The following is a 17,046-nucleotide window of genomic DNA, read 5'->3' as shown; positions in this document are numbered from 1 at the left end:
GCTGCGCTCAGCGGAAGCGGCGGCCCTCGTCGCGCCGGTAGGCGACCACGGCGAGCACCGCGAGCAGAGCGATCCAGCCGGTCAGCACCGGCCACGCCCACGCCGAGCCCGGCTCTCCCGTCAGCGCCTGCACCAGCAGGTCTCGGGCGGCCCGGGTGGGGGTGGCCTGCGAGACGGCGTCGAGCCACGCGGGGAAGAGCTGCGGCGGCAGGAACAGCCCGCCGGCGAACGCGAGCGGGAACAGCAGCACCTGCACCACGGGCAGGGCGGCCTTGGCGGACAACGAGTACCCCACGGCCATGCCCAGCAGCACGAACGGCACCGAGGCCAGCACGAGCGTGCCAACCCCGGCCACCAGCCGGACGAGGGTCACGCTGGCCTCGGTGAGGAACGCTCCGATGGCCACCAGCGGCAGCACACCGAGCACCGCGAACGCCGCGCCCGTGCCGATGCGTGCCAGCAGCTGCGGGGCGGCACCCACGGGCAGCGAGCGCACGAACGGGTCGAACGGGAGCTGGCGGTCCTCGGCCACGCCGAGCCCGTAGGTGAACAGGCTGGCCGAGCAGACGGCGAACAGGGCGAGCCCGGCCACGGCCGTGGTCGCCACCACCGGGTCCCCGGCCACCTCTCGCTGGGGCACCACGAAGAAGAACATCGCGAGGGCCGGGAACAGCAGGTTGCCGAGCACGGCGATGGGAACTCGGACGGTCTCGAGCACCTGGTAGCGCAGGTGCAGCCAGGCGAGGCGGGCTGCTGGCAGGGGCGGGGCGGTCGCGGGCGGCGTCGTGGGTGCCGTGGTGGGTGCGGTCATCGTGCGGCTCCTTCCGGGGCGACCATCTCGGCGAAGGCCTCCTCGAGGCTGGCGCCGCGGATCTCCAGGTCGTGGAACTCGACGCCCGTGGTCACGAGGTCGCGCACGAGGGCGTCGGCGTCGGGGGTGTAGAGCGTCTGGCGGGCAGGGGTGCCGTCGCCCGCGCCCTCGGCGCGGACGACGCCGGGCCGGCCGGCGAGGTCCTCGACGGCGGTGAGCACCACGCGACGCAGGGAGACGCGTCGCAGCACCGCGTCGAGCGTGTCGTCGGCCCGCACCGCGCCGCGGTCGACGACGACGACGCGCTCGGCCAGCGCCTGCACCTCCTCGAGGTAGTGGCTGGTGAGGAGCACGGTGCCGCCGGCCCCGTGGTACTCCCGGATCGCGTCCCACAGCGCCTGCCGTGCACCGACGTCGAGGCCGGTGGTGGGCTCGTCGAGCAGCAGCACGCGAGGGCGGCCCACGAGCGCGAGGGCGACGGCGAGGCGCCGCTTCTGCCCGCCGGAGAGCGCGCCGGTCTGGCGGCGGGCGAGCTCGCCGAGCCCGAGCTGGTCGAGGAGCTCGGGCGTCGGGACCGGGTCGGGGAAGTGCCCGCCCACGAAGTCGACCACCTCCTGGACGCGCAGGGTGGCAGGCAGGCCGGTCTCCTGCGGGGTGACGCCGAGCCCGGTGCGGCTGCGCGGGTCGCGGGGGTCCCCGCCGAGCAGGCGCACGGTGCCGGCGTCGGGCCGTCGCAGACCGGCCACGAGCGAGAGCAGGGTGGACTTGCCGGCGCCGTTGGGCCCGAGCAGGCCCACCAGCTCCCCGGGCCCGACGGCGAGCGAGACGTCGTCGAGCGCGACGACGTCGCCGAAGCGGCGGGTGACGTGGTCCAGGTGGACGACGGCGGGCACGTGCGCCCGGTGCGGGTCGGGGGTCATGAGCCGGCTCCCTTCAGGAGGGCGGTGAGTGCGGCGGTGTACTCGTCGAAGGCGGCGCGCCCGCGAGGCGTGAGGGCGAGGTAGGTGGCGGGGGTGCGGCCCACGTGCGTCTTGGTGACGCGGACGTAGCCGGCGTCCTCGAGCTTGCGCAGGTGGGTGGAGAGGTTGCCCGCCGTCATCTCCAGCAGCTTCTGCAGCTTGGGGAAGGAGAGCTCGTCGCCCTCCCCCAGCGCGGCGAGCGTGGCGACGACGCGCAGCCGGGCGGTGGCGTGGATGACGGGGTCGAGATCCTCAGGCACGCGAGGTCCTCGGGTCCGGGACCTGCCCTGCCCGGCGGGCCCGGACCGCCCTGGCGTGCTCGACGGCACCCATCACCAGGAAGCCGCCACCACCGGCGAGCGCCATGAGCAGGTAGGTGCCGGGCACGCCGATCATGGTGGCCGCCGCGGCGACGAGGAGGATCCAGCCGCCGAGCAGCACGAGGGGGCGGTCGTCGAACAGCATGGCGCCGGCGAGGTAGAGCAGGCCCACGATGAGGCAGGCGATGGCGTTGGCGGCGAGCGCGACGGCCTCGGGCGGGGCGCCGGCGCGGGCGAGCCCGGCGACGATGAGGAACTGGGCGAGGAACCCGAGGAACCACGACCACCCGTAGAGGGTGCCGACGCGGGCGCTGACGCCGCGGGTCCCGGCGGTGCGCCGGACGCTGTGGACGACGGTGACGACGACGGCGGTGGCCATGGCGACGGTGAAGACGGCGAACGCCCACCCCGCGGGCAGGTCTCCGCCGGTGGGGGTCCCGGCCCAGAGGGTGAGGTAGCCGCCGAGCCAGGCGGCGCCCCAGGTGGCGTAGAGGAGGCGGGCGTCGGGCTCGCTGCCGGCGCGGGCACGGCGCTGGGCCTCCTGGATGACGCGGAGGGTGTCGGCCGGGTCGAGCGGTCGCTCGTCGTCGGGCCGCGGTGCGGGGCTGGTCATCGGGGCTCCTGGGCGATCAGGTTTGCGCTGCAAAGTGCTTTGCCAGCATGTCACGCGGGACCGGGCACCACAAGCCCCCACCCGCAGGGGCCTAGCCTGTGGACGTGACCGCCACGCCCGACGCCGCATCCTCCGGCCAGGCCGCCGCTCCCCCGCTGCCCGCACCGGCCGAGCGCCGTCGGATCGTCTGGGAGATCTGGATCCTGCTCGGCCTGAGCCTCGGCCGTGCGGCCGTGTACGCCGTCGTGAACATCGTCGGGCGGCTCACCGACTCCACCCCGCTGGCCGAGCAGACCGCCACCCTCAACGCGTCCCAGTCCCCGCGGCCCTACCTCGACCTGACCTACCAGCTCCTGTCGATCGGGTTCGCCCTGGTGCCCGTGGCCCTGGCCGTGTACCTGCTCGCGCAGCGGCGCGACGCCCCGCCCGTCAGCCGTGCCATCGGCCTCGACTGGCACCTGCGGCGACGCCCCGGCACGGAGGCCGCGCTCCAGCACTCGCTGCCCGACCATCGCCGCCGTCGCGACGTCGCCTGGGGCGTCGCGCTCGCCGCCGCCATCGGCATCCCCGGCCTCGCGTTCTGGGCGGTGGGCCGGCTGCTGGGCATCACCGTCTCCGTGCAGGCCAGCGCCCTGGACCAGCACTGGTGGACCGTCCCGGTGCTGGTGCTCTCGGCGTTCCAGAACTCTGCGCTGGAGGAGGTCATCGTGGTGGCCTACCTGTTCGAGCGCACCCGCGACCTGGGCTGGGGGCGTGTGCGCCCCGCCTGGTGGTTCATCGCCACCAGCGCCCTGCTGCGCGGCAGCTACCACCTGTACCAGGGCATCGGGCCGTTCTTCGGCAACGTGGTGATGGGCGTCCTCTTCGCCTGGTGGTACACCTCGCGCTGGGGCCGCCACCGCGTCATGCCGCTGGTCGTGGCGCACCTGCTGCTCGACGTCGTCGCGTTCGTGGGCTACGCCCTGGCGCCCGCCGAGTGGCTCGACGCCCTCCACATCACCTGACCGAACGTCGTGGGTACAGTCTTGGCCCGGTCCCGAGGTCGGGACCGGGCCAAGACTGTACCCACGACGTCAGGCGGTCAGCGCCGCCAGCTCCTCGCGCCGGGCAGCCTGCGCCACAGGGTCGGGCACGGGCAGCGACGCGATGAGCCGCTTCGTGTACTCCTCGCGCGGGTTGCCCAGCACCTGCTCACCGGTGCCCTCCTCGACCAGCTTCCCGCGGTAGAGCACCGCGATCCGGTCCGCGAGCAGGTCCACCACGGCCAGGTCGTGAGAGACGAACAGACAGGCGAACCCGAGCTCCTTCTGCAGCTCGGCGAACAGCTCCAGCACGCGCGCCTGGACAGAGACGTCCAGGGCCGACGTCGGCTCGTCCGCCACGAGCAGCTCGGGGTCGAGGGCGAGCCCGCGCGCCAGAGAGGCGCGCTGCCGCTGCCCGCCGGAGAGCTCGTGCGGGAACCGGTCCCCGTAGGAGCGCGGCAGCTGGACGGCCTCGAGCAGCTCGTCCACCCGCTGGCGCGCGGCCGCGGGCGAGGCGAACCGCCCGTGCACCACGAGCGGCTCGGCCACGCACTCGGCGATGGTGAGCAGCGGGTTGAACGAGGTGGCCGGGTCCTGGAACACGAACCCGAGCCGAGGGCGCATCGCCTTGAGGTCGCGGGGGCGGGCGCCGAGCATCTCGGTGCCGAGCACCTTGAGCGACCCCCCGCTGACAGGCTGGAGGCCGGCGATGGCGCGGGCGATGGTGGTCTTGCCGGAACCGGACTCACCGACCAGGCCCAGCACCTCGCCGGGGCGGATGCGCAGGGAGACCTGGTCGACGGCGGTGAACGACGGCCGCCGGAACCGGCCCGGGTAGGTGATGACGAGGTCGGTGGCCTCGACCACCGGTGCCGCCTCCTCCCACCCGGCGGGGCGTGCCGCCAGCCGCTCGGCCGCCCGGGCCCGTCCCTCGCCGATGCGAGGCACGGCACCGAGCAGCGCCTTGGTGTAGTCGGCCTGCGGTGCGGCGAACAGGTCGCGCACGGCGGCCTGCTCCACGACCTTGCCCTGGTACATGACGGCGACCCGGTCGGCGAGGTCGGCCACCACGCCCATGTTGTGCGTGATGAGCACGATGGCCGTGCCCGTCTCGTCCCGCAGGTGCCGCAGCAGCGCCAGGATCTCGGCCTGCACGGTGACGTCCAGAGCCGTGGTGGGCTCGTCGGCCACGATCAGGCCCGGGCCGAGAGCCAGCGCCATCGCGATGACGATGCGCTGCTTCTGACCGCCCGAGAACTGGTGCGGGTAGTGGTCGACGCGGTGCTCCGGGTCGGGGATCCCCACCTGCCGCAGCGCCTCGATCGCCCGCTCCCGCGCCTCGGCCTTGGAGACCTTGCCGTGGGCGCGCAGGCCCTCGGCGATCTGCCAGCCCACCGTGTACACGGGGTTGAGGGCGGTGGACGGCTCCTGGAACACCATGGCGACGTCGCGGCCGCGGGCCTGGCGCAGCTGCGAGGCCGAGACCGAGACGACGTCGGTGGTGCCGCCCTCGCGCGAGGACAGCACGACGGCGCCGCGGGTCGTGGCCGTCTGGGGCAGCAGCCCCAGGATGGTCTTGGCCGTGACCGTCTTGCCCGAGCCGGACTCGCCCACGATCGCGAGCACCTCGCCCGGCGCGACCTCGAGGTCGACGCCGTCGACGGCGCGCACCGGCCCGGCGTCCGTGGCGAACGAGACCGCCAGGTCGGTGATGCGCGCGACCGGCGTCGCCGCGGCCTGCGAGGTGGTGCTGGTCTCGGCGGTCATCGGTCCTCCTCCCGCCGGTCGGTGGTGTCCGCCGGGTCCGGCGTCCCCGCGGCGGGCGGGGTGCCCACCGGGTCGACCCCGGAGGCCACCGAGGTGGCGACCGACGTCTGGGCGACGGCGCCGCCCACCTGCTTGGAACGGGTGCGCGAGCGCAGCCGCGGGTCCGCGAGGTCGTTGAGCGACTCGCCCACCAGCGTCATGCCGAGCGCCACGATCACGATGGCCAGGCCGGGGAACAGGGCCGTCCACCAGATGCCCGAGGTGACGTCCGAGATCGAGCGCTGCAGGTCGTAGCCCCACTCCGCGGCCGCCGTCGGCTCGATGCCGAACCCGAGGAAGCCCAGACCCGCCAGGGTCAGGATCGCCTCGGAGGCGTTGAGCGTGACGATGAGCGGCAGGGTGCGGGTGGAGTTGCGCAGCACGTGACGCGTCATGATCCGCCAGTGCCCGGAACCGAGCACCCGCGCGGAGTCCACGAACGCCTCGTTCTTGACCCGCACCACCTCGGCACGCACCACCCGGAAGTACTGCGGCACGAACACGACGGTGATGGACAGGGCTGTGGCGAGGATGCCGCCCCACATGGTCGACTGCCCGCCCGAGATGACGATGGCGGCCAGGATCGCGAGCAGCAGCGACGGGAACGCGTAGATCGCGTCGGCCACGACCACCAGCACCCGGTCCAGCCACCCGCCGAAGTACCCCGAGACCAGACCCAGCACCACACCGATCACGATCGAGGCGAGGATCGCCACGATCACGACGAGCAGCGCCGTCCTGGCCCCGAAGATCACCCGGGAGAGCACGTCGTAGCCACCCACGGTGGTGCCGAGCAGGTGCTCGGCCGACGGCGGCTGCTGGGCGCCGAACGCGCCGTCCGGGGTGCGCAGCTGGCTTGCGTCGTACGGTGCGAGCACCGGGGCCAGCACCGCCGTCAGCACGAACAGGCCGGTCAGCACCAGACCCGTCACGAGCATCCCGCGCTGCAGCCCCACGCTCTGACGCACCTGGCGCACCACCGGCAGGCGCTTGAACCAGCCCCAGCGGCCCGAGACGTGCTCAGGGGCGGCGGCCGCCGAGCCCGCAGGCTCCACGGTGGAGGAGATCTCGGCCATCAGTACCTCACCCTCGGGTCGACGAGCGCGGCGACGATGTCCACGAGGAAGTTCGTCACGGCCACGACCACGGCCATGAGCACCACGATGCCCTGCACGGCCACGAAGTCGCGGACCGTCAGGTACTGGGCGAGCTGGAAGCCCAGCCCGCGCCACTCGAACGTGGTCTCGGTCAGGACGGCGCCCACCAGCAGCATCGCCACCTGCATGCCCACCACGGTGATGATCGGGATGAGCGCGGGGCGCCACGCGTGGGCGCGCACCAGGCGCGACTCGCGCACGCCGCGCGAGCGGGCGGCGTCCACGTACTCGGTGCCGAGCGTGCCGATCATGTTGGTGCGCACCAGGCGCAGGAACACGCCGGCGGTCAGCAGGCCCAGCGCGGTCGCGGGCAGGACGGCGTGCCGCAGCACGTCCGCCACGATCTCCCCGTTGCCCGTGCTGATCGCGTCGATCAGGTAGAACCCCGTGCCGGCGCCGTCGAACTTCATCTCGATCTCGGCGTTGGTGGATGCGCGCCCCGCCACGGGGAACCAGCCCAGGCCCACGGCGAAGACCAGCTTGAGCAGCAGGCCCGCGAAGAACACCGGCGTCGCGTACGCCAGGATCGCCAGCACGCGCAGCGCGGCGTCGGGCCAGCGGTCGCGGAAGTAGGCGGCCACCATGCCCAGCGGGATGCCGACGACGAGCGCGACCACGATCGCGTACGCCGTCAGCTCGAGCGTCGCGCTGCCGTGCGTCGTCAGCACGTCCACCACGCGACGGTTGTCGCTGATGGTGGTGCCGAAGTCGCCGCGGGCGATCTGCGTCAGGTACTCCCAGTACTGCACCAGGATCGGCCGGTCGTACCCGGCCGCGCTGATGCGCTCGGCGAGCTGGGCCTGCGTCAGACGCCCGCCCAGCGATGCCGTGATCGGGTCACCGGTGGCGCGCATGAGCACGAACACCGTGGTGACGAGGATGAACACAGTGGGGAAGATCAGCAGGAAGCGCACCAGGATGTAACGTCCCAGTGCGCTCCCTGCCGGGCTACGGCTTGCCACGAGTCAGGGACGACCCTTCTCAGCCCTTGGAGAGGGCGGCGTAGCGGAACTTGAAGGACGCGTCGAGCGTCTTCTCCGCACCCTCGACGGCGGCACCGACGACGGCGACCTGCGCACCCTGCATGTACGGGATGGTCGGCAGGTCCTCCGCCAGCGTGTCCTGGATCTGGCCGATGAGCTCGGCACGCTCGTCCTCGTCGGTGGCGACGGCCTGCTGCAGGATGAGCTCGTCCACCGCCGGGTTGGCGTAGTGGTTGCCCAGGAAGCTGTCCGTGGACAGGAAGAACGGCGTCAGGTAGTTGTCGGCGTCCGAGTAGTCCGGGAACCAGCCGAGCTGGTAGATCGGGTAGACGTCAGCCGTGCGGTCCTTCGTGTACTGCGTCCACTCGGTGCTCTGCAGGCTGACGCTGAACAGGCCGTCCGTCTCCAGGGCGTCCTTGATGGCCGCGTACTCGTCGCCCGACGACGGGCCGTAGCGCTCCGCCACGTACTGGATGTTCAGGGTGACGGGCTCGGTGATGCCGGCGTCCGAGAGGATCTGCGCAGCCTGGGCCGGGTCGGGCTGGCCGTCGGCGCCGTAGAGGTCCTTGAGGGACTCGGTGGCACCGGTCAGGCCCTCGGGCACGTAGGAGAACAGGGGCGTGAAGGTGCCCTTGTAGACCTGCTCGGAGATGGTGTCGCGGTCGATGAGCGCGGCCACCGCCTTGCGCACGGCGAGCGCCTTGGCCGGGTCGGCCTCGGGCGTCTGCGCACCGAACGGCATGGTGTCGAAGTTGAAGACGAGGTAGCGGATCTCGCCGCCGGGGCCGTCCACCACCTTGACGTTGTCGTTGCCGCGCAGGCTCTCGACGTCGGTGGCCGACAGGGTGCGGAACGCGACGTCGATGTTGCCCTGCTCCACGTCCAGCTTCAGGTTCGAGGAGTCGGTGTAGTACCGGGCGTTGACCGTGGCCGTCTCGGCGGGGCCGAGCAGGCCCTGGTAGCCCTCGTTCGCGCGGTACTGGATGAGGTTGTTCACCTCGTACTGCGCGATCGTGTACTGGCCGGCGAACGGCTGGGCCTCGACGATGTCGTCGTCGCCGAGCAGCGAGTCGGCCGGGAAGACCTCCTCGTCCACGATGGGGCCCGCGGGCGAGGACAGGATCTGCGGGAAGACCTGGTCGTTCTCGCTCTTGAGGTGGAACACGACGGTGGTGTCGTCCACGGCCTCGACCGAGTCGAGGTTGTACAGCAGCGAGGACGGGCCGTTCTCGTCGGCGATGGCGACCTGGCGGTCGAACGTGAACTTCACGTCCGAGGCGGTGAGGTCGTTGCCGTTCGCGAACTTCAGCCCCTCCTTCAGCACCACCGTGTACTCGGTGGGCGCGGTGAAGTCGGCGGACTCGGCGATGTCCGGCTCGACGTCGGGGCTGCCGTACGGGGAGTTGAGCAGGAACGGGTACACCTGGTTCATCACGGCGAACGAGCCGTTGTCGTACGACCCGGCCGGGTCCAGCGACGTGATCTGCTCGGTGGTGCCGACGGTCAGCGACTCGGACGCGCTGGCGCCGTCACCGCTGCCGTCACCGCTGCCGCCGCCGCACGCGGTCAGGGTCAGGGTGATGACGGCGGTGCCCGCGGCTGCCGTCAGCAGCCGCCCACGGGATGCTCGGGTGGTGCTCATCTGCGGGGTTCCCCTCTCGGAAGGCCGCGGCCTTGCTCCGCGGTGCGGAGTTGTCTAGCACAGCCGTGTGTCACGCACGTCACGTGTCCAGGTCACATTTCTGTCCGTGACCTCACTGTGACCGCACCGTGACCCGCGGCGCGAGCGTCGCGTCCCGGCCTCGTCCCAGGTGCCCGACCTAGACTCGCGGCATGCCCGACACGCCCACCGGGGGTCCCCGCGAAGCGCACCAGCGCCCCGCGGACGCCCCGTGGGACGGCCACGCAGCCGCACCGGGCGCCCCCCGCACGGTCCCCACCGGCCCTGGGAGCGCCCAGGCCGCGGCGCTGCGCGCCGCCCTGTTCGACCGGGACCTGCCCGACGCCGACCTCGTCCGCGTCGTCGACACCCCCGAGCAGCGCGTACGCCACCCCAGCGACGTGGTGGGCATGGTCGCAGCCGGCCTCGGCGTCGTGCTCGTGCTGTTCCTGTCCGTGGTCGCCCACGGCACCACCGAGGGCGTCACCCAGGACGTCCAGGGCTTCTCCGCCCTGCTCGCCCAGCTGCTCTTCGTGCCCGTCAACGTGCTCGAGGGACTCGTCACGATCATCCTGCCCGTGGCGGTGCTGATCGAGCTGGGCATGCGCCGGCTGGGCCGCCAGGTCATCGAGTCGATCGTGGCCGCCGCCGCCGGCAACCTGCTCGGCATCGCCGTCCTGCTGCTGGTGCGCCAGCTCGGCACCGACGAGCTCGTGCGCGCCCTCGCCGTGTTCAGCGGCGGTGCCTGGCACCTGACCGTCCCCGCCTACGTGAGCGGCATCGCCGCCCTGCTGACCGTCGCCGGCCCCAGCACGCGCCGACGCACCGTCCGCTGGTCGTGGAACGTGCTCACCGTCGCCCTGCTCGTGGTGCTCATCACCGGCCAGGTGTCGCTCCCCGGCATCCTCATCGCCCTCCTCGTGGGCCGCATCGCCGGGCAGGCCGTCCAGTACGTGTCCGGCGTGCGCTCCGAGCGGGCCTACGGCCCCGCCCTCGTGCAGGCCGTGCGCCGGGCCGGGTTCCGCCCGACGGCACTCGTGCGCGTGCGCGACCTCGGCACCGCGTCCGCCACCGACGACGTCGAGCGGATCGAGGACCACGCCGCGGTCACCCGGTCCTCCGACCCCGCCGCCGTCGCGCTCGCCCGCGCCGGCGACAACCGCGTGTACGCCATGCTCGCCGAGGACGGGCCCGCGACGGCCCCCGGCGGACCCGGCGCCGGCACCACGACCGCCCGCTACGACGTCGTCGTGCTCGACGGCGACCGCCAGGTGGTGGGCCTGCTCACCCGCCTGTGGCGGGCCGTGCGCATGCGCGGCATCGAAGGCCGCGCCGCCATCTCCCTCAAGGCCGTGGCCGAGCGCACCGCCCTCCTGTCCTACGCCGCAGCCGCCGCCGGCGTCCGCACACCCCGCCTGCTCGGCATGGGCATGGCCGACGACTCCGTCGCCCTCGTGCTCGAGCACGCCCCCGGCGCCGTCTCCCTGCGCGACCTGCCCGACGCCGACCTCGAGGGCGCCCGCGGCGACGCCGTCCTCGCCGAAGCCTGGGAGCAGGTGCGCCGCGCCCACGCCGCCGGCCTCACCCACCGCGCCCTGACCCCCGACGTGCTGCTCGTCCACCACGACGAGCAGGGCCTGCCCCACGTGTGGATCACCGGCTGGGAGCAGGGCGAGATCGCCTCCTCCACGCTCTCCCGCCGGCTCGACCTCACCCAGCTCGTCACCCTGCTCGCGCTGCGCGTCGGAGCACGCCGCGCCGTCGCGTCCGCCGTCCGCGCCCTGCCCGACGCCGACATCGCCGCCATCGGCCCCTTGCTGCAGTCCATCGCCCTGCCCACCGCCACCCGCCTCGAGGTGCGGCACACCAAGGGCCTCATGGACGACCTGCGCACCGCGCTCGTGGAACGCCTCCCCGAGGCCGACGTCCAGCCCCAGCGGCTGAGCCGGTTCGGGGCCCGCACGGTGCTCACCGTCATCCTCACGATCGCCGTCGTGGCCATCGTGGTCACCACCTTCAACTTCCAGCAGATCCGCACCGCCATGGCCGAGGCCAACCCCTGGTGGGTCGCCGCGGCCGCCGGGTTCTCCGTGGTCACCTGGTTCGGCTCCGCGCTCACGCTCGTCGCGTTCTCCCCCGGTCGCATCCCCGTCTGGCGCTCCACGCTGACCCAGATGGCCGGCTCGTTCGTCTCCATCGCCGCCCCCGCCGGCATCGGGCCCGCCGCCCTCAACCTGCGGCTGCTCAACCGGCGCGGCGTGTCCATCCCCATGGGCGTGGCCACGGTGGCGCTCGTGCAGCTCTCGCAGTTCGTCATGACCGTGCTGCTCCTGGTGGTGCTGTCCCTGACCACCGGGTCCGGCGGCCTCGTCGAGCTGCCCTCCACCACGATCCTCCTGGCCATCACCATCACCGCCGTGGTGGTCGTGGCGCTCCTGCTCGTCCCCGGCATCCGGCGCTGGGCCTGGGACAAGGCGCGGCCCACCCTCGAGCAGGTGTGGCCCCGCCTGTCCCAGATGCTCGGCCAGCCGGCCCGGCTCGCCCTCGGCCTGGGCGGCAACGTGGTCATGACCATGGGGTACGTGCTCGCGTTCGACACCTGCCTGCGCGCGTTCGGCTACGAGCTGCGCATCGTGGACGTCGCCGTCATCTACCTGGTCGGCAACACCCTCGGCGCCCTCGTGCCCACGCCCGGCGGCATGGGCGGTGTCGAGGCTGCCCTCACCGCAGGTCTGACGGCGGCCGGCGTGCCCGCCGCGATCAGCCTGTCCGTGACCCTGCTGTACCGCCTGGTGTCCTACTGGGGCCGCGTGCCCGTGGGCTGGGTGGCCATGCGCTACCTGGAGAAGAAGGGCGACCTCTAGACCGTCGCCCCGCCCTGTCGCCGAGCCGCGCCGCGCCGGGCGGCGGCAGGCCGCGGGCCACGCACGACGAAGGCCCGCCCCGCGATTCGCACGCGGGACGGGCCTTCGTGGTGCTGACGTCAGGCGTCAGCGGGGCGTCACTTGGCGACGGCCTTCTTCAGCAGCGAGCCGGCCGAGACCTTCACGCCGTAACCGGCCGGGATCGAGATCTCCTCGCCCGTGCGGGGGTTGCGGCCCGTGCGGGCGGCGCGCTCGACGCGCTCGACCGAGAGCAGCCCCGTCACCTTGACGGCCTCGCCCTTGCCGAGCGACTCGATCAGCACCTCCTGGAACGCGTTCAGAGCGTTCTCCGCGTCCGCCTTGGTGAGGCCGGACTTGGCAGCGATCGCCGAGACGAGCTCGGACTTGTTGAGCGACATGCGAATCCCTTCTCCAGTTCACGCCGCACGGCGGGTGCCGGGCGGCGTCACGTTCGAGCCTCTCGCGGCCGAGGGCCGGGAGACTGGGAGACACACTAGGGAACGTTCGCGGATTTCCGCGAGTTCGCGCGGCTGGTGTCGTCCCCGGAGCCCTCTCGGAGCCCTCTCCGCAGCGGCACCAGGCTGTCGCCGGAGGCACCTCATTACAGGTGTCCGGGTTATCCGGTCAAGACCCATTTCGCGACACGCGCGCTTTCGCCGCGCCAAATGTGTTCTCCCAGGTCAGGATGAGGCCAGCCCCGGCCCAGGCCGGAGGGCCGGACCTCGCCGTGCCCCCGGCCCGGGCCTCGTCTCCTCGGAGGTATGCCCGTGCACCGCGCCAGAACGCGCACCGCGGCCGTCGCCGTCGTGCTGACCATGACGATGGCCGTCGCGAGCGCCGCCTGGGCTGCACCCGTCATCTCCGCGGGCGCCCAGAGCCGTGCCGAGGCGGCCGTCGCCGAGCGAGCCGCCGCGCAGGCGGCGGCACGGGCCGCGGCGGCCGAGCGGGCGGCACGGCTGGCCCAGAGCCTGGACGCGCGATCGTCGTCGCTCCAGGCGTCGTGGACGGCGTTCCGCAGCAACCAGCTCGTCGCTGGGCTGGCGGGCGTCGACGCCGCCGTCGCACCGGTGCACGAGGCGCTCGAAGCCTCGCCCAACGCGAGCGAGGAGCTGCGCGCCCAGGCTGCTGCCGCCGTCGACGCCGCCCACCGCGCCGCCGTGGGCGTGCGGGTGGCGGCCGCCGGCCTCGGCGTGCTCACCGACATCGACGAGCTCGAGGCAGCCGGCCAGACGTACGACGAGGCTGTCGCGGCCCTCCCGCCGCGCGCCGAGGAGCTGGTGGCCGCACAGCAGGCGTGGCAGGAGGAGCAGGACCGGATCGCCCGGGAGCGCGCGGCTGCTGAGGCTGCCGCGAAGGCTGCGCGGGAGGCCGCGGCCGCCGCCAAGCGCAGCAGCTCGGGCACCGTGAAGCGGAGCGGCGGCGGGGGCTCGGTGCACGTCCAGGCTGCGACGGGCGGCACGACCGCCGCCGCGGACGCCGGCCCCGGGGAGGCCCCGGCACCGGCGGCGGCTCCCCCGGCGGCGCCGTCGTACCGGGCCGAGGCGGAGGCGTTCCTGCGCACCCTGCCGGGCGGCGGCGGCGCTCGCATCGAGTGGGGCGACCCGCAGGGGCACCTGGGCGGCGTCTGGATGCCCGGGTCGAGCACCATCATCCTCAACGCCGCCCGCCTGGACGGCCGCCTGGACCGCACCAAGGACGTGCTGCGTCACGAGATCGCGCACGTGCACCAGAACTGGACCATGGCCAGCACGGGCACCAGCCTCTCGGCCTACCGTGCGCGGCTGGACGAGATCTTCGGCGGCAACGGGATCGAGAAGTCGGCCGACGCCGTGGCTCTGCTGCTCGGTGCCAGCTCGGTGCGCTACCAGTCGAGCTTCACCGCCGAGCAGTACGAGGCCGCCCGCGCGATCCTCGCCCACCGCGTGCCCTGACGGCGCTGCGCAGTCGCGCAGCAGCACCGTCAGGGGGCGACGTCGGGCGGGAGAGCAGCCGGTCAGTCCTGGCCGGGCGGGCCGAAGCCGTGCTGCGCCCGACGGCGGGCCGCGATCAGCGCGACGACGCCGCCGACCACGGCCAGCGCGATCAGCCCCGCCGTCCAGCCGGAGAGGCCGGTCCCGTCGTGCTCCGCGTGCTCGCCGTCGTCCGTGCCCGCCGTCCCAGCGGGCGACGGCTCGGTCTCGGAGGAGGCTGCGGCGGCCTCGGGCTCGGGGCTCGCCGTCGCCGCCTCGGCCGGGGGCGCCGGCTCCGCCTGGGCCGTCAGCGTGAACGTCGTCGTGCCGTCGATGGGGTGGCCGTCCGAGGACACCACCCGCCACGCCACCTCGTAGGCGCCGGCCGGGAGGCCGGCGGGCAGCGCGGCGACGACGTCGGTGCCCGCGACCTGCACGTCCGTGACGCCGACGTCGGTGCCGTCCGCCGTGACCACCACCTGCGCCCCGGTGGGCAGCAGCTCGGCCGAGTACGTGAGGGTGACGCTGGCCGGCGCGGCGTCGAGGGTGGCGCCGTCGGCCGGGTCGGAGGAGAGGAGACGGTCGTGCGCGCTGGCCGGTGCGGCCATGATGACTGCCCCGGCGAACGTGGAGACGAGCATGGCGCCGGCCAGGAGCGCGGCGACGACGACGGTGACCAGGCGGCGTGCGGACATGCCGCACACCCTACGTGCCCGGCACCCTGCGCGGGCAGCCGTGCGCCCTTGCCCGGTGAGCAGGCACGACGTCGGGCAGACTCGGGGACATGTCCTCCTCGAGCGACTTCTGGTCCGCCTACCGCCACGGTTTCGCACGCGTCGCCGCGGTGACGATCCCCGTCCGCGTCGCCGACCCGGCGGCCAACGCCGCCCACGTCGTCGAGCAGGCCCGCGCCTGCCACGACGACGGCGTGGCCGTGGCCGTGTTCCCCGAGCTGTGCCTGTCCGGCTACTCGATCGACGACCTGTTCCTGCAGGACGTGCTGCTGGAGGGCGTGCTCGACGCCCTCGCCGACGTCGTCGAGGAGAGCGCGGGGCTGCGCCCCGTGCTGGTGGTCGGCGCGCCCCTGGAGGTGGGCGAGCGGGTGCTGAACTGCGCGGTGGTGGTGCACGACGGCCGCATCCTGGGCGTCGCACCGAAGTCGTACCTGCCCACCTACCGCGAGTTCTACGAGCGGCGCTGGTTCGCTGCCGGCGACGACCGCCGCGGGCAGACGCTGCGCCTGCTGGGCGAGGAGGTGCCGTTCGGACCCGACCTGATCTTCGCCGCCGCCGACGTCGCCGGGCTGCGCCTGCACGTCGAGGTGTGCGAGGACATGTGGGTGCCCGTGCCACCGTCCGCCGAGGCCGCGCTCGCCGGCGCCACCGTGCTGGCCAACCTGTCCGGCTCCCCCATCACGGTGGGGCGCGCGGAGGAGCGCCGTCTCCTGGTGCGCAGTGCCAGCCAGCGCTGCCTGGCCGCCTACGTGTACGCGGCCGCCGGGCAGGGCGAGTCCACCACCGACCTGTCGTGGGACGGCCAGACGATGATCTACGAGGTGGGCGACCTCCTCGGCGAGACGGACCGCTTCCCCGACGGCCCGCGGCGCACCGTCGCCGACGTCGACCTGGACCGCCTGCGCCAGGAGCGCCTCCACATGGGCACGTTCGACGACAACCGGCGCACCCTCGCGGGCCGCACCGCGGACTTCCGCACCGTCGAGTTCACGCTCTCCCCGCCGTCGGGCGACATCGGCCTGCGCCGCAAGGTGGACCGGTTCCCGTTCGTGCCCGACGACCCCGAGCGCCTGGCCCTCGACTGCTACGAGGCGTACAACATCCAGGTCTCCGGCCTGGAGCAGCGGCTGACGTCGATCGGCCAGCCCAAGATCGTCATCGGCGTCTCGGGCGGGCTCGACTCCACCCACGCGCTCATCGTGGCCGCCAAGGCCATGGACCGCCTGGGCCGGCCCCGCTCCGACATCCTCGCCTACACGCTGCCCGGCTTCGCCACGGGCACCGAGACCAAGGACCGCGCCTGGCGGCTCGGCCGCTCCCTCGGCGTGACGTTCGAGGAGATCGACATCCGCCCCGCCGCGACGCAGATGCTCAAGGACATGGGCCACCCGTTCGGCCGCGGCGAGAAGGTCTACGACGTCACGTTCGAGAACGTGCAGGCCGGGCTGCGCACCGACTACCTCTTCCGGCAGGCCAACCACCAGGGCGGCATCGTGCTCGGCACCGGCGACCTGTCCGAGCTCGCGCTCGGGTGGGCCACCTACGGCGTCGGCGACCAGATGTCCCACTACGCCGTGAACACCGGCGTGCCCAAGACGCTGATCCAGCACCTGATCCGCTGGGTGATGACGTCGGGGCAGTTCGACGACGACACCAACACGGTCCTGGACGAGATCCTCGACCAGGAGATCTCCCCCGAGCTCGTCCCCGCCGACGACGACGGCAAGCTCCAGTCCACCGAGTCGAAGATCGGCCCGTACGCCCTCCAGGACTTCACGCTGTTCTGGACGCTGCGGCACGGGATGCGGCCCAGCAAGATCGCGTTCCTCCAGTGGCACGCGTGGCACGACGCCGGCTCCGGGCAGTGGCCGGCGAACTTCCCCGAGGACGAGCGCGGGGAGTTCGACCTGGCCACGATCCGCCGCTGGATGCTGCTGTTCTTCCGCCGGTTCTTCGCCAACCAGTTCAAGCGGTCCGCGATCCCCAACGGGCCCAAGGTGGCCGCGGGCGGCACGCTGTCCCCGCGCGGCGACTGGCGGATGCCGTCGGACGCGAGCGCGGCCGCCTGGCTGGCCGAGCTGGAGGCGAACGTCCCGCAGGAGTGAGGTCCGCCCCGCGGACCGTTGCCGCGGCGAAACACGACCGGT

General features: G+C 73.3%; 14 protein-coding genes. 4 read left to right on the top strand and 10 right to left on the bottom strand.

Annotation, left to right across the window (positions count from 1 at the left end):
* Positions 1 to 7: 7 nt before the first annotated feature.
* Genes DNL40_RS07395 through DNL40_RS07380 form a run of 4 tightly spaced genes read right to left on the bottom strand, consistent with a single transcriptional unit; the run spans position 8 to position 2,703 of the window.
* Positions 8 to 811 (bottom strand): ABC transporter permease, encoded by an 804-nt coding sequence (locus DNL40_RS07395; RefSeq protein ID WP_111250616.1) that lies wholly within the window; start codon positions 809 to 811, stop codon positions 8 to 10.
* Positions 808 to 1,731 (bottom strand): ABC transporter ATP-binding protein, encoded by a 924-nt coding sequence (locus DNL40_RS07390; protein WP_111250615.1) that lies wholly within the window; start codon positions 1,729 to 1,731, stop codon positions 808 to 810. Before DNL40_RS07390 ends, DNL40_RS07395 begins: the two co-directional genes overlap by 4 nt.
* Entirely contained in the window at positions 1,728 to 2,030 is a 303-nt protein-coding gene (locus DNL40_RS07385; protein ID WP_111250614.1) for a transcriptional regulator, read from the bottom strand. The genes DNL40_RS07390 and DNL40_RS07385 overlap by 4 nt, the downstream gene beginning before the upstream one ends.
* Positions 2,023 to 2,703: a hypothetical protein gene (locus DNL40_RS07380; protein ID WP_179950994.1), complete on the bottom strand. Its 681-nt coding sequence runs from the start codon at positions 2,701 to 2,703 to the stop codon at positions 2,023 to 2,025. Before DNL40_RS07380 ends, DNL40_RS07385 begins: the two co-directional genes overlap by 8 nt.
* 104 nt (positions 2,704 to 2,807) lie before the next feature.
* On the opposite strand from DNL40_RS07380, the gene DNL40_RS07375 reads away from it, so the two are divergent.
* Positions 2,808 to 3,707, top strand: coding sequence for a CPBP family intramembrane glutamic endopeptidase (locus DNL40_RS07375; RefSeq protein ID WP_111250613.1), 900 nt, complete (start codon positions 2,808 to 2,810; stop codon positions 3,705 to 3,707).
* A gap of 69 nt (positions 3,708 to 3,776) precedes the next feature.
* Here the strand turns inward: DNL40_RS07375 and DNL40_RS07370 are convergent, their stop codons facing one another.
* Genes DNL40_RS07370 through DNL40_RS07355 form a run of 4 tightly spaced genes read right to left on the bottom strand, consistent with a single transcriptional unit; the run spans position 3,777 to position 9,313 of the window.
* Positions 3,777 to 5,492 (bottom strand): dipeptide ABC transporter ATP-binding protein, encoded by a 1,716-nt coding sequence (locus tag DNL40_RS07370; protein WP_111250612.1) that lies wholly within the window; start codon positions 5,490 to 5,492, stop codon positions 3,777 to 3,779.
* Positions 5,489 to 6,607 carry an ABC transporter permease gene (locus DNL40_RS07365; protein ID WP_111250611.1) on the bottom strand — a complete coding sequence of 373 codons (1,119 nt, stop codon included), beginning with the start codon at positions 6,605 to 6,607 and terminating at the stop codon, positions 5,489 to 5,491. The genes DNL40_RS07370 and DNL40_RS07365 overlap by 4 nt, the downstream gene beginning before the upstream one ends.
* On the bottom strand, positions 6,607 to 7,650 hold the full coding sequence (locus DNL40_RS07360) for an ABC transporter permease (RefSeq protein ID WP_111250610.1): 1,044 nt from the start codon (positions 7,648 to 7,650) through the stop codon (positions 6,607 to 6,609). Before DNL40_RS07360 ends, DNL40_RS07365 begins: the two co-directional genes overlap by 1 nt.
* 19 nt (positions 7,651 to 7,669) lie before the next feature.
* A complete protein-coding gene (locus tag DNL40_RS07355) occupies positions 7,670 to 9,313 on the bottom strand; it encodes an ABC transporter substrate-binding protein (RefSeq protein ID WP_111250609.1) in 1,644 nt (547 codons plus the stop codon).
* 191 nt (positions 9,314 to 9,504) lie between these two features.
* Between DNL40_RS07355 and DNL40_RS07350 the strand changes: the two genes are divergently transcribed.
* The gene (locus tag DNL40_RS07350) at positions 9,505 to 12,195 is read left to right on the top strand and encodes a lysylphosphatidylglycerol synthase transmembrane domain-containing protein (protein ID WP_111250608.1); all 2,691 of its coding nucleotides are present in this window, start codon (positions 9,505 to 9,507) and stop codon (positions 12,193 to 12,195) included.
* 137 nt (positions 12,196 to 12,332) lie between these two features.
* On the opposite strand, the gene DNL40_RS07345 is transcribed toward DNL40_RS07350, so the two are convergent.
* Entirely contained in the window at positions 12,333 to 12,614 is a 282-nt protein-coding gene (locus DNL40_RS07345) for an HU family DNA-binding protein (RefSeq protein ID WP_111250607.1), read from the bottom strand.
* 369 nt (positions 12,615 to 12,983) lie between these two features.
* On the opposite strand from DNL40_RS07345, the gene DNL40_RS07340 reads away from it, so the two are divergent.
* Entirely contained in the window at positions 12,984 to 14,147 is a 1,164-nt protein-coding gene (locus DNL40_RS07340; RefSeq protein ID WP_146252044.1) for a hypothetical protein, read from the top strand.
* Between the two features lie 62 nt (positions 14,148 to 14,209).
* Here DNL40_RS07340 and DNL40_RS07335 read toward each other — a convergent pair whose 3' ends face one another.
* Complete coding sequence (locus tag DNL40_RS07335) at positions 14,210 to 14,860, bottom strand: copper resistance CopC family protein (protein WP_245885746.1); 651 nt, start codon at positions 14,858 to 14,860, stop codon at positions 14,210 to 14,212.
* Positions 14,861 to 14,949: 89 nt separating this feature from the next.
* Between DNL40_RS07335 and DNL40_RS07330 the strand changes: the two genes are divergently transcribed.
* Complete coding sequence (locus DNL40_RS07330; RefSeq protein WP_111250605.1) at positions 14,950 to 17,004, top strand: NAD(+) synthase; 2,055 nt, start codon at positions 14,950 to 14,952, stop codon at positions 17,002 to 17,004.
* Positions 17,005 to 17,046: the final 42 nt, after the last annotated feature.

Source organism: Xylanimonas oleitrophica, assembly GCF_003244315.1.
GTDB lineage: Bacteria > Actinomycetota > Actinomycetes > Actinomycetales > Cellulomonadaceae > Xylanimonas_A > Xylanimonas_A oleitrophica.
This window is presented reverse-complemented; position numbering and strand designations above follow the sequence as displayed.